The following is a 12,186-nucleotide window of genomic DNA, read 5'->3' on the forward strand; positions in this document are numbered from 1 at the left end:
ACGTCAGGGGGAGCTACGCGAAGCAGCGCCCACGGGGTGACGAACCAGCGAGGCGCGCCCGCATCTCGTCGGCTCGAGGATGACGCAGCTCGGTCAGGATGGTCAGCGACCTGGTCCAGTGATCCTGACCTGCATGGGGATCACCGGCAGCGTGGTGCGTGTCACCCAACCGGGCCAACGACAATGCCTCGGCGAAGCGGTCACCCACCTCATGAAACAGGTCGGCAGCGCGCCGGAAACAGCGTGCGGCGGGACGGTACCGCCCGAGGCCGTGGTTGGCGTAGCCGATGCTGTCCCAGCTGTCTCCCGCACCGCGACGGTCGTCGAGGCGCTGGTGCAGCCGCAACGCCCGCCCGCAGTAGGTCAGAGCCCGCACGTTGTCGCCCAGCAGCGCGTGGCACCACCCGACAGCGTTCAACGCGTTGGCCCGGCCCGGGCGGTGGTCGGCCCGTTCGTAGAGGTCGAGAGCACGTTCCGCGTGCTTCAGCGCCTCCTGACCTCGGCCCTGAAGCGCGGAGGAATCGGCCAGGCTCATCTCCGTGGCGGCCCGGCCAAGGTCGTCGCCCAACAGCCCGTATCGGATCACCGCCTGCCTCAGTTGCCGACTCGCGTCGGCGTGCTGGCCCAGTCGTGAGTACGCCCGGGCGAGTCCGCGATGGGTACGGGCCTGCACCGACTCGTCCCCGAGCCGACCCGCTGCCGCCAGGGCAATCCGCTGCACCTTTGCCTGATCAAGCCACTGGGCCCGACGGTCGAGAAAGGAGGTGACGCTCCACGCCAGCTCGCACACGGACCGATCGAGGCCGGTCGAGGCCGCCTGGTTGATCACCGCGAGCAGCACCTGGCACTCGGCCGCGAACCACGCCAGTGCCGTCTCGGTATCGCCTGGCGGCTCGATGCCGAGGGAGGCCGGTAGTTCGTCGGTCCGGGCGGCACCGGGTGGAGCCTGTACCGGCTGACCTTGAGACCGGTACGGCGAAATCAGCTGGTCCGCCATCCTCGCCCCGGCCAGATAATGATCGGTGAACCGGCGTACGGCCGCCTTCCGTAACGGCTCCGGGTCGAACCTGCGGGAGAGGTCGGCGGCGTACACCCGCAGCAGATCGTGGCAGGCGTAGCGTCCAGGCCGGTGCTCGACCATGAGGTGAGCCCGCGTCAGCTGGTTCAACGGCCCACGGACATCGTCGACCGTTGCACCGGCCAGGGCTGCCGTGGCAGCAACCGAGATGTCCGGCCCGGGATGCAGGCCGAGCAGGCGGAACAGCGCGGAGGCGTCGGCGGAAAGGGTGCGATAGGACCAGGAGAAGACCGTACGGATGTCGAAGGACTCGTCCTCGTCGGCGAACGCCGTGAGGCCACCCGAACCCTCCGAGAGTTGACTGGTCACCGCCTCCAGCGGCAGCTGGGGCTGGGTGCTGGCTCGGGCTGCCACGATGGCCAGCGCCAGGGGCAGTCGAGCGCACGCCGCGACGAGCCGGTCGACCGCTTCGGGGGCTGCCGCGACCCGCTGCGAGTCGATCCGGCTGGTCAGCAACTGCCGCGCCTCCACGTCAGTCATCAGGCCGACATGAAGCGGCCGGGCACCGGTGACCACGAGGCCGCGCAGATCGTTGCGGCTGGTGACGACGACGAGGCAACCGGCGGAACTGGGTAGGAGTGGACGGACCTGGTCGGCTCGTCGCGCGTTGTCGAGGAGAACCAGCACGCGCCGGCCGACGAGCAGACTGCGGTAGAGGCCGATCTGGGCGGTCAGTCCCGCCGGGATCTGCTCCGGGGCTACCCCGAGGGCCGCGAGGAAGCCGCGTACCACCTCGTCAGCCCGGACCGGACCGACTCCTGCATCGAATCCCCGCAGGTCGGCGTAGAGCTGCCCATCGGGAAAGCACTTGGCAACGCGGTGCGACCAATGCACAGCGAGGGTGGTCTTGCCGACGCCAGCCGTCCCCGTCAGCACTGCCACCGGCGACCGGCCGCTGGCCTCGCCCGTCACCATCTCGTCGAGCCACCGCAATTGCTCACTTCGGCCGACGAAGGCGACCGCGTCGGGCGGCAGATGGGCCGGCACGACCGGCTGCCGCGTAGGAGCCTCGGTCGAGGAGCCGTTCGGGGTCACCGGGGAGAGAGCCGGCCGACTCGCGGCGAGCGCGTACCGCTCGGGTTCGAGCAACTCCCGATAGGCATCGGTGAGCATGGCATTCGGGTCGACTCCCAGCTCGGCCACGAGGCGTCTACGGGTTGCTTCGAAGACGGCGAATGCCTCTGCCCGCCTCCCGAGGGCCATGTAACACCGCATCAGGTCCGCCTGCGCCTGCTCGTCCAGTGGCCGGGCGCGGGCCTCTTTCTGGACCATCGTGAGCACCTCCTCCGCCCAGCCGGCGCTGATCGCGGCGTCCAGCCGCCAGGAGATCACCGGATGCGCTTCCATGGTCATTGCCGCAGTCCGGGGGTGCTCGGAGAGCATCGGTACGTCCGCGAAGGGCGGTTGCCACAGGTCAAGTGCCTTCCCGGTCAGCTCCCAGACGCGGCCCTGGTCGTCGGCGCCACGCGCGGTACGGGCCTCCGCCACCAGCCGCCGAAATCGGAAGAGGTCAACGCCTACCGGATCGACTGCCAGCCGGTAACCGGTACCTACGGACGGAAGCACCTGGCTCGGTTGTCGCGCCGGCCGTCCCGGCTCCAACACCCGGCGCAGGTGCTTCACGTGGGTCTGTAGAACGTTCGTGACGCACCTTGGTGGCTGCTCCGGCCACAGCGCGTCCACCAGGTCGTCCCGACCTACCGGCTGGCCCTCGGCCAGCACGAGCAACGCCAGTACCGCCCGCCGCTGAGGCGGACCTGCCGGCAGTTCGGCCGTTCCCCGCCAGAGGCGGACCGGGCCCAACAGGCGTATCCGCAGCACTGCTGTTCCAGAGTCAGACATGTTGCCCCCGTTCGCCGTGGTCGCCGTACGTGTCGGCGCCCTGACGCTGGCGTCCATTCTGCATCCAGTCGATAGCCAACCGAAAGATCCACGATGTTCGTCAACAGAGATTCAAGGAGGTGAAAACGAATGATTCGGATCATCAACTCCATGGGTGACCGCCTGCTCGGCTTCGTCGCCCCGAAGGCGACCGCCTCGGCCGCCGACTGCGGGAGCCCCAAGACCGTGTATCGGTGCAACAACGGCGCATACCAGGTCGGAGCCTGCTGGACCAACAGCAACTGCATCTGCTCCTGGACCACCTTGTACCGCGGGTGCTGATGCCGGAAAGCGCAGGTGGTGGGTTCAGCTCCTTCGCCTGCTCAGGGCGATAGCCCCTCACAAGTCCGGCGGTCGGCCATGCACCGGCCGGCCGCCGGGCTACCCGCCATCCGATCCCCACGCCGGTGCTTCGGCCGCCTGGATCGGCCCGGACCGACGAACTGGAGTGGCATCGTGCCGTATCTCATCACCGCCGTGGTCCTGGCGCTCGCGCTGGGCATGCTGAACCTGTTGCTCCTCCTCGCGGTCATCCGCCGGCTACGGGAGCACACCGCAATGCTTGCCGGGCGCTCGAGCGACGACGACCCGGGCCTCATCAAGGCTGGCGACGCGCCCGCCGACTTCTCGGCAACCGACACCGACGGCCGGCCCGTACGCCGGCAGGACCTGACCGGGGATGTCCTGGTCGCCTTCTTCTCACCGAACTGTCCGGCATGCACGGAGGCACTGCCCCGGTTCGTCGAGCACGCAGCCGCGTTTCCCGGTGGCCGTCAGCAGGTCCTCGCGGTGGTGAGCGGTGACGAGCCGGAGGTGCCCGCGATGGCTGGCCTGCTGACCTCGGTGGCTCGTGTGGTCCTCGACGGCGTCGACGGCAGCCTCGCCAGGGCGTTTGAGGTTCACGCCTTCCCATGCTGGTGCCTGCTCGACCCGACGGGCACCGTTCAACGCAGCGGCAGCGGCTGGAGCCTCCTGCCCGTCCCCGCGCCAGCGTGACCCTGCCAGACGCCCGCCGTCGGGTGGACCGTCCACTGGTCGCCGCCGCGATCGGGCTGGCATACCGGTCGGCGCCCGGAACGGCTGTGACGCAGGCGCTGTTGGCGATCGTTTCGGGTGTGACCCCGGTAGGCGTCGGCTTACTCACGAAGTTGATCGTCGATCGGCTCGCCGGAGCGGACGCTGGGGCGCTGGCACCAGTAATCGGAATCGCTGTCGGGCTCGCCATGGCCGGGGTGGCCGTCGCCACGTTGCCGCACCTGCTGCGGCACGTGGAGGCCGAGTGGCAGCGGGCGGTCGCAATCCGGGCGCAGGCCGAGATGTACGCCGCGATCAACCGGCTACCTGGCCTCGGCCGGCTGGAGGAGCCGGCCTTCAGGGACCACCTCAACATCGCCGATGATGCCGGCCGGAACAGCCCGACCGCCGTCGCCGGGGGCGGTTTGGATCTTCTGCGGGGCCTGGTCACCATCGCCGGATTCGCTGGCACCCTGGCCCTGCTCAACCCCTGGATGGTCGGCCTTCTCGCATTGTCGGCCGTTCCTGCTGCCCAGGCAGAGATACGACTGTCCCGTCAGCGCGCCGAGTTGATGTGGCAGACGACGCCGACCGAGCGACGCCAGTTCTTCTACGCGGAACTGCTCACCGGTCTGTCCGCAGCCAAGGAAATCCGGCTGTTCAACCTCGGAGGGCTCTTCGGGCGTCGGATGCTCACGGAACTGCGCGCGCTCAACGCGGCCAACCGGCGGATGGACCGCCGAGAGGTACTGGTACAGGCCGGGCTGGCGGTGGCCGGCGCCCTGGCGGCGGGCATCGGTCTGGTCTGGGCCATCCTCGCCGCTCGCAGCGGCCATCTCAGCATCGGTGATGTGGCGCTGTTCATCGCGGCGGTCGCTGGTGTGCAAGGGGCGGTCGCGACTGGGATCGGGCGATTCGCCCATGCTCACGCGGCACTGCTGCGCTTCGCCCACTACCGGGAAGTCCTCACCACCACGCCGGATCTGGCGCTTGCCGCCGACCCGGTGCCGGTGCCGCCGCTGCGCCAGGCCATCGAACTGCGCGACGTCTGGTTTCGGTACGGCGACGGACACCGCTGGGTGTTGCGCGGTCTCAACCTGACCATCCCGTATGGCCGTACGGTGGCCGTCGTCGGGCTCAACGGAGCGGGCAAGAGCACGCTGGTGAAGCTGCTGTCCCGGTTCTACGACCCGAGCCGGGGCGGCCTGCACTGGGATGGCGTCGACTACCGCGAACTGGACGTCGACCAGTTGCGCGACCGGATCGGTGCGACGTTCCAGGACTTCATGTCGTACGACCTCTCCGCATCGGAGAACATCGGCCTCGGCGACACCAGCGCCCTTGATGACCCCGCGCGGATCGTTACGGCGGCGAAGCGGGCTGGAGCCCACGACGCGGTGACAGCGCTACCCCACGGGTACGCGACCCAGTTGACCCGGCTCTTCGCCGACCCGGCCGACCGCGACGACGTCAGCACCGGCGTACTGCTCTCGGGTGGGCAGTGGCAGCGTCTCGCCCTCGCCCGGTCGTTCCTGCGCGCCGACCGTGACCTGCTGATCCTCGACGAGCCGAGCGCGGGTCTGGACGCGGAGGCGGAGGCCGATCTGCATCAACGGCTCCGCCTGCTGCGGGAGGGGCGTACGACCCTGCTGATCTCCCATCGGCTGGGCACGGTCCGCGACGCCGACCACATCGTGGTGCTGCGCGACGGGGTGATAGCCGAACAGGGCAGCCACGACGAGTTGCTCGCGGCGCAGGGCGCGTACGCCCGGCTGTTCACCCTGCAGGCCGCCGGCTACCAGCCGGCCGCGAGTTGAGAGGTGGATGGCTGATGTTCCTCGCGGTGCTCGGCGCGACGATCGTACTGCTGGGCGGCCTGCTGATCTGGCTACGGCGCTCGTGGGCGCTCATCACGGTGGAGGGGCAGTCGATGGCACCGACGCTCCGCCCGGGTGAGCGGGTGCTGGTCCGCCGCATCGCAGCCACCAGCATTCGCACTGGTGACATGGTGGTTGTCGAGAGGCCCGTCGAGGGCGGCTGGCGTACACCTCCGTTGGAGGCCGGGGCCGTGCCGACGGCGGCCCGGCGGTGGATCGTGAAGAGGGCGATCGCCGGACCGGGAGACCCGGTGCCGGCAGATCTCCTCACCGCGGACAGGGCAGATTTCGGGTCAGGGGCCGGCGAGGTGACTCTCGTGCCGCCCGGGCATTACGTGCTTCTCGGCGACAACCGCCAGAACAGCGTCGACTCCCGGATCTTCGGCTTCGTCCCGGGAGCACGGATCCTCGGCCCGATCCGCCGAGGTGTGCGCCCGACCTGACCTGCTCCTGGGCCGGCAGGCATCGGTCGGGCAGGAATGCCCGGCGCGGCAACGCCTCACCTGTGCCTGGCCGCACGGGCGGCCTCAAAAGGTGCGGCGTCATGGAAATGGTCCTGACTATCGGGGGGACAAGCAGTGTCCTACGTGGAAGCGTTCAGTCGAGGTCTTGTCGTGATGGTCTTTCTCGTCGCGGTCCTGAGCAAGGTCCGTGACGGGCGGCACTTTCGGGAGTTCGCAGATTCGGTGGCCGCACTGCGACTTCTGCCGGCGGGCATGGCCGGGCCTGTCGCGGTGCTGGTGGCCGGAGCCGAGCTCATGGTGTGCGCGCTGCTCGTCGCGCTGCCAGCGCGGGCCGCGACGGCCTGTGGGCTCGGCCTCGCCGCAGCGATGCTGGGCGGCTTTGCGGCTGCCATCGCCACAGGTCTTCGGCGAGGGGTGACGGCTTCCTGCCGCTGCTTCGGTGGAAGCCTGTCGGCACCCTTCGGCTGGCACCACGTGATCCGTAACGTCACCTTGGGTCTGATCAGCCTGTCTGGCGCGTACGCAGTCTTACAGCAACCCACCACGGACCTCGCCGCCCTGGCCGTCACGGCTCCGTTCGCGCTGCTGGTGGCAGCGTTGACAATCCGGCTGGACGATCTGGTTGAGCTGTTCAGACCGGTGTCCACCAGCGGCCGGTGACGACGTTGCCAGTACCGTGAAGTGCCCGCCGCGACGGCGACGGCCGGCCACCCACACGGGATGACCGGCCGCCACAACGTCACTCAGGCAACGCCGAGGTACGCCTCCTTGACCGCCGGGTCGTGCAGGAGCTCCTGGCCGGTGCCCTCCTTGACGATCCGACCGGTCTCCAGCACGTACCCCCGGTGGGCCCGGGACAGCGCCTGCTGGGCGTTCTGCTCCACCAGCAGGATCGTGGTGCCCTGCTCGTTGATCCGCGTGATGATCTCGAAGATCTGCTGGATCAACTTCGGTGCCAACCCCATCGACGGCTCGTCCAGCAGCAGCAGCTTCGGACGGGTCATCAGCGCCCGGCCCACCGCCAGCATCTGCTGCTCACCGCCGGAGAGCGTGCCGCCGGCCTGCTTACGCCGCTCGTGCAGCCGCGGGAACAGGTCGAACACCATCGTGAGGTCCTTGGCGATGTCGGCCTTGTCCTTACGGGTGTAGGCCCCCATCTCCAGGTTCTCCAGCACGGTCATGCCGGGGAAGACGCCACGGCCCTCGGGCGACTGCCCGATGCCGCGGATCACCCGCAGGTCGGCACGGAGCCGGCTGACGTCGGTGCCCTCGAACTTGATGCTGCCGCCGGAGATGGCGTGCAGCCCCGAGATCGCCTTCATGGTCGTGGTCTTGCCAGCGCCGTTCGCGCCGATCAGCGCCACGATCTCGCCCTGGTCCACGTGCAGGCTGATGCCGTGCAGCGCCTCGATCCGGCCGTAGAGCAGCTTCAGATTGTCGATCTCAAGCAGCATCCTCGACACCTCCCAGGTAGGCCGCGATCACCTTGGGGTCGTCGCGCACCTCGGCCGGCGACCCCTCAGCGATCTTCTGCCCGAACTCCAGAACCACCAGCCGGTCCACCACGCCCATGACCAGTCGCATGTCGTGCTCGATCAGCAGGACGGTGATGCCCGAGTCGCGGATCTTGCGGATCAGCTGAAGCAGCGCCACCTTCTCGGCCGGGTTGAAGCCGGCGGCCGGCTCGTCGAGGCAGAGCAGCTTCGGGTCGGTGGCCAGAGCCCGGGCGATCTCCAGTCGACGCTGGTCACCGTACGACAGGTTGCGGGCCAGGTCGCCGGCGCGGCCCTGGATGCCCACGAACTCCAACAGCTCGTGGGCCTTCTCCTTGCCCTGCCGCTCCTCGCGCCAGTGCCGCGGCAACCGCAGCAGGGCGCTCGGGACGCTGGTCTTGTGGTTGGCGTCCGCGCCGACCTGCACGTTCTCCAGTGCCGTCATCTCCGGGAAGAGACGGATGTTCTGGAAGGTACGCGCGATGCCCAGCTTGGTGATCTGGAACCGCTTACGACCGCTGACCTTCTGGCCCTGGAACCGGATCTGCCCGGTGGTCGGGGCGTACACGCCCGTCATCGCGTTGAAGCAGGTGGTCTTGCCCGCGCCGTTCGGGCCGATCAGCCCGAGGATCTCCCCCTCGTAGAGGGTGAAGTTGACGTCGTTGAGGGCCACCACGCCGCCGAACCGCAGCGTGACGTGGTCGACCTCCAGCAGCGGCTTGCGATCGCTGGTCGGGGTCGGCTCGCTGACCGCCTCGTCCGGCGTCGACGAGGTCTCCGGCGGGCTTCCCACCGTCGTCCGGGCGTCGACCGCCATGTCGCGCTCGCTCGTGACGTCGCGCTCGCTACCCATCCGTGGCTCACTCAACGACAGCCACCTCCTTCTGCCGGTCCTGGAGCTCGGCGGCCCGCCGCCGGTTCGGCCAGAGACCCTGCGGTCGGAAGATCATCACGATGATCAGCAGAATCCCGAAGATGAAGTAGCGCAACGACGTCGGGCTCACGTCGAAGTCGTTACCGAAGACGGTGGCCGTCTCCGGCAGGCCGAACACGTCACCCACCGACCGTAGCCACTCCGGAATGTAGATGACCAGGAAGCCACCGAGGATCGCGCCGCCGATGCTGCCGGCACCGCCGAGCAGCACCGCCGCCAACACCAGGATCGAGTTCTCCAACGAGAACGTCGAGGAGTTGACGAAGTTGGCCTGACCGGCCCACAGCGTGCCGGACAGACCACCGACCGCCGCGCCGATCGCGAACGCCCACAGCTTGAACCGGAACGTCGGCACACCCATCAGCTCCGCCGCGTCCTCGTCCTCACGGATCGCGACCCACGCCCGACCCACCCGGCTGTTGGCCAGGTTACGGATCAGGAAGACCGCACCGATGATCACGGTGAGCAGCAGCCAGTAGTACGGCTTGAACTCGAACTGGAAGATGGCGGTCCCGTCCGGGTACTTGCCCGGCGGGTGGGCCACCTGCGGGATACCGCGGTCACCGTTGAGGATCCAGTCCTGGTTCTTCGCGATGATCCGGATCATCTCCGCGAAGCCGAGCGTCACGATCGCCAGGTAGTCACCGCGCAACCGCAACGTCGGGGCACCGATCAGCACACCGGACAGCAGCGCCAGGGCGATCGCGATCGGAATCGTGACCAACCACGGCCACGGGCTCTCCAGCCAGTTGTACTCGGTGATGAGCTTGCTCTCCGGCGACGTCAACAACGCCACCGTGTAAGCCCCGACCGCGAAGAAGCCGAAGAACCCCAGGTCCAGCAGACCCGCGTATCCCACCACCACGTTGAGGCCGAGCGACAGCAGCACGATCCACGCGCAGTAGAACAGCACCGCGGCCATGTCGTTGCGGGTGGTGTACAGCGGAATCCACAGACCCGGAATGTTCAGGTACTCGTAGAACCACTTGTTCGGCAGGACGTAGAGGAAGGCGACGAAGGCCAGCAACCCGGTGATCCGGGCGGACTTCGGCAGCCCGTCGACCCGCCGACCGATGGCACTCGAAGCGGAGTGCCAGCGCTCTCGCAGAGCGGTCATGCCCGCGCCCTCCCCAACGACTCGCCCAGCAGACCGGTCGGCCGGAACATCAGCAGGACGATCAGCACGACGAACGCGATGAGGTCCCGCCACTGCGAGCCGAACAGCGCCGACCCGTAGTTCTCGACCAGACCCAGCAGCACGCCGCCGATCGCCGCGCCCCGCAGGTTGCCGATACCGCCCAGCACCGCGGCGGAGAACGCCTTGAGCCCGAGCAGGAAGCCGATGTTGTACCGGGTGTTGCCACTCTTCATGTCGCTGAAGACGGCGGCCACACCGGCCATCAGACCACCCAGCACGAAGACCAGCGCGATCACGCGGCTCTTGTTGACACCCATCAGCGCGGCGGTGTTGGCGTCCTGCGCGACCGCGCGGATGCCCTTGCCGAATCGGGTGCGGTTAACGAACCAGTCGAGCCCGACCATCATGACGATGGCCACGCTCAGCGTCAGCATCTGCACGGGCGTGACGCTCCAGCCGCCGATGCTGAACAACGTGTCGGTCGGCAGCAGGGCCGGCGACCCGACCTGGCGACGCCGGGTCAGCGTCCCCATCAGCTCCATCAGGGCGTACGACGCACCGATGGCGGTGATCAGGAAGGCCAGCGGTGGCGCGTTGCGGCGCCGCAGCGGCCGGTAGGCGGTGACCTCGATCAGCAGCGCGACGCTGCCGGACAGCAACGCGGCCGCCACGATCGCGAGGGCGATCACGAGCAGCGCGCGCCCCACCGAGGGTGCACCGCTGTTGCTATTGAGCCCGAAGGCTGCCCAGGTCCAGATGGCACCGAACGTGCCGATCATGAAGACCTCGGAGTGCGCAAAGTTGATCAGGCGAAGAACGCCGTAGACGAGGGTATAGCCGAGGGCGATGAGCGCGTAGATCGCACCCTGCACCAACCCGGTTGTGGTCAGTTCCGGGAAGCCCCGGACGAGTTCTGCAAAGTCCACCGATGCTCCGAAGGGTGTTGCGTTGAGCCGATGCGGCCGGGGTTACGCACCCCGACCGCATCGAAAACAACTCTGTTCGTCACGCCCTCAAACCTGTGACCCCGACGGGATCAGGCCTTCGGGATCTCCACATCCGGAGCCCACGCACCGGCGGTCGCCTTGAAGGCCCACACCTTGACCTGCGCCGGGTCCAGCTCGCCGTTCGGCTCCCACTTGTAGGTCACGCCAGAGGCGGAACCAGCCTTGTTGTAGGAGGAGAGGAAGGCCTGGATGTCGGCGCGGGTGATCTTGCCGGCCTGGATCGCCTCGAGGTAGATGTTGGCCAGGTCGAACGCCACGTCGGCGTACACGCCCGGGTCCGCGTTGTACTTGGCCTTGAAGTCGGTCACGAAGGTGCCCTTGGCCGCGGTCGCCGGGCCACACGGGCAGGTCGCGATGGTGCCCTCGACGTCCTTCTGACCGGCCACCGACAGCATGTTGGCGTCGTTGATGCCGTCGCCACCGATGAACGTGCCGGTCCAGCCCGCAGCGCGCAGCTGCTTGAGGAACGGCGCCGCCTCCTCGGTGTAACCCGCGTAGAACAGCACCGTCGCGCCGCTGGTCTTCACCTTGGAGATCTGCGCACCGAACTCCTGCGCGTTGTCGACGACCTTGTCGGTGCCGATGACCAGGGAGCCGAGGCCCTTCTTGGCCTCGTCGGCCAGACCCGCGCCGTACGCCGACTGGTCGTCGATGACGAACGCCTTCTGCGCCTTCAGCACGTTCTTGATGTAGCTGGCGATCGCCGGGCCCTGGGAGAAGTCGTTACCGACGCCCCGGTGGAAGACCTTCCAGCCCTTCTCCGAGAGGCTCGGCCGGGTGGCCGACGGGCTGATGCTGGGCAGGCCCGCGGTGTCGAAGATCGGCAGAGCGACCTCGCTCTCACCGGAGAACGCCGGGCCAACCATGCCGACGATCTTCGCGTCGGCCGCCGCGCTGGTCGCCAGACCACCGGCCAGGTCGGCCTTGCCCTGCGAGTCGAACGCCTGCACGGTGATCTTGCAGTCCGCGTTCGCCGCGTTGTACTTCTCCACGGCCAGGTCGGCACCCTGCTTCATCGGGGTGACCAGGCCGGCGTCGGCGCCGGAGAGCGCACCGAAGAAACCGATCTTGAGGTCGCACGCCTTGTTGGCGGAACCTTCCGACGTGCCCTCGTCCTTCTTACATGCGCTGGCGCCGCCGGCAACAAGCGCCAAGATGGCGACGCTGCCGAGGACGCGCACGAAGTTTTGCCTCAAGGCTGGAACCCTCCTCCGTCCAGAAGCCCGATGTCGCCTGGCAGAGCGCCTCGACGTCAACGGACCGGACCGTTCACCCGGTCTGGGGCGGGACGTTATCCCAG

Annotated in this window: 11 protein-coding genes; 5 read left to right on the forward strand and 6 right to left on the reverse strand. The window is 68.3% G+C overall.

What is annotated here, in order from left to right; translation table 11 throughout:
- Positions 1 to 13: 13 nt before the first annotated feature.
- Entirely contained in the window at positions 14 to 2,920 is a 2,907-nt protein-coding gene (locus V6U86_RS05235) for an AfsR/SARP family transcriptional regulator (RefSeq protein WP_334499033.1), read from the reverse strand.
- Positions 2,921 to 3,049: 129 nt separating this feature from the next.
- On the opposite strand from V6U86_RS05235, the gene V6U86_RS05240 reads away from it, so the two are divergent.
- The 5 genes from V6U86_RS05240 to V6U86_RS05260 all read left to right on the forward strand — a co-directional run bounded on the left by V6U86_RS05240 (position 3,050) and on the right by V6U86_RS05260 (position 6,974).
- Positions 3,050 to 3,241, forward strand: coding sequence for a hypothetical protein (locus tag V6U86_RS05240; protein ID WP_334499035.1), 192 nt, complete (start codon positions 3,050 to 3,052; stop codon positions 3,239 to 3,241).
- 174 nt (positions 3,242 to 3,415) lie between these two features.
- Positions 3,416 to 3,955, forward strand: a complete 540-nt coding sequence (locus V6U86_RS05245) for a peroxiredoxin family protein (protein WP_334499037.1) — start codon at positions 3,416 to 3,418, stop codon at positions 3,953 to 3,955.
- Positions 3,952 to 5,790 carry an ABC transporter ATP-binding protein gene (locus tag V6U86_RS05250; RefSeq protein WP_334499040.1) on the forward strand — a complete coding sequence of 613 codons (1,839 nt, stop codon included), beginning with the start codon at positions 3,952 to 3,954 and terminating at the stop codon, positions 5,788 to 5,790. The genes V6U86_RS05245 and V6U86_RS05250 overlap by 4 nt, the downstream gene beginning before the upstream one ends.
- 14 nt (positions 5,791 to 5,804) lie before the next feature.
- A complete protein-coding gene (gene lepB / locus V6U86_RS05255; RefSeq protein ID WP_334499042.1) occupies positions 5,805 to 6,293 on the forward strand; it encodes a signal peptidase I in 489 nt (162 codons plus the stop codon).
- A 144-nt stretch (positions 6,294 to 6,437) separates the two neighbouring features.
- Positions 6,438 to 6,974 (forward strand): MauE/DoxX family redox-associated membrane protein, encoded by a 537-nt coding sequence (locus tag V6U86_RS05260; protein WP_334499044.1) that lies wholly within the window; start codon positions 6,438 to 6,440, stop codon positions 6,972 to 6,974.
- 83 nt (positions 6,975 to 7,057) lie between these two features.
- Here the strand turns inward: V6U86_RS05260 and V6U86_RS05265 are convergent, their stop codons facing one another.
- The 5 genes from V6U86_RS05265 to V6U86_RS05285 all read right to left on the reverse strand — a co-directional run bounded on the left by V6U86_RS05265 (position 7,058) and on the right by V6U86_RS05285 (position 12,082).
- Positions 7,058 to 7,768 (reverse strand): ABC transporter ATP-binding protein, encoded by a 711-nt coding sequence (locus tag V6U86_RS05265; RefSeq protein WP_334499047.1) that lies wholly within the window; start codon positions 7,766 to 7,768, stop codon positions 7,058 to 7,060.
- Positions 7,758 to 8,660: an ABC transporter ATP-binding protein gene (locus tag V6U86_RS05270; protein WP_442934881.1), complete on the reverse strand. Its 903-nt coding sequence runs from the start codon at positions 8,658 to 8,660 to the stop codon at positions 7,758 to 7,760. Before V6U86_RS05270 ends, V6U86_RS05265 begins: the two co-directional genes overlap by 11 nt.
- 7 nt (positions 8,661 to 8,667) lie before the next feature.
- Positions 8,668 to 9,858, reverse strand: coding sequence for a branched-chain amino acid ABC transporter permease (locus V6U86_RS05275; RefSeq protein WP_334499049.1), 1,191 nt, complete (start codon positions 9,856 to 9,858; stop codon positions 8,668 to 8,670).
- Positions 9,855 to 10,805 (reverse strand): branched-chain amino acid ABC transporter permease, encoded by a 951-nt coding sequence (locus V6U86_RS05280; protein WP_334499051.1) that lies wholly within the window; start codon positions 10,803 to 10,805, stop codon positions 9,855 to 9,857. The genes V6U86_RS05275 and V6U86_RS05280 overlap by 4 nt, the downstream gene beginning before the upstream one ends.
- Positions 10,806 to 10,915: 110 nt before the next feature.
- A complete protein-coding gene (locus V6U86_RS05285; protein ID WP_334499053.1) occupies positions 10,916 to 12,082 on the reverse strand; it encodes a branched-chain amino acid ABC transporter substrate-binding protein in 1,167 nt (388 codons plus the stop codon).
- Positions 12,083 to 12,186: the final 104 nt, after the last annotated feature.

It is taken from the genome of Micromonospora sp. CPCC 205558 (assembly GCF_036902955.1).
Classification (GTDB): Bacteria; Actinomycetota; Actinomycetes; order Mycobacteriales; family Micromonosporaceae; genus Micromonospora.

What these genes read in the sequence shown, in the direction of transcription:
- V6U86_RS05235 (WP_334499033.1), bottom strand. Translation starts at nt 2,920, where the DNA reads ATGTCTGACTCTGGAACAGCAGTGCTGCGGATACGCCTGTTGGGCCCG.
- V6U86_RS05240 (WP_334499035.1), top strand. Translation starts at nt 3,050, where the DNA reads ATGATTCGGATCATCAACTCCATGGGTGACCGCCTGCTCGGCTTCGTC.
- lepB (WP_334499042.1), top strand. Translation starts at nt 5,805, where the DNA reads ATGTTCCTCGCGGTGCTCGGCGCGACGATCGTACTGCTGGGCGGCCTG.
- V6U86_RS05265 (WP_334499047.1), bottom strand. Translation starts at nt 7,768, where the DNA reads ATGCTGCTTGAGATCGACAATCTGAAGCTGCTCTACGGCCGGATCGAG.
- V6U86_RS05270 (WP_442934881.1), bottom strand. Translation starts at nt 8,660, where the DNA reads ATGGGTAGCGAGCGCGACGTCACGAGCGAGCGCGACATGGCGGTCGAC.
- V6U86_RS05275 (WP_334499049.1), bottom strand. Translation starts at nt 9,858, where the DNA reads ATGACCGCTCTGCGAGAGCGCTGGCACTCCGCTTCGAGTGCCATCGGT.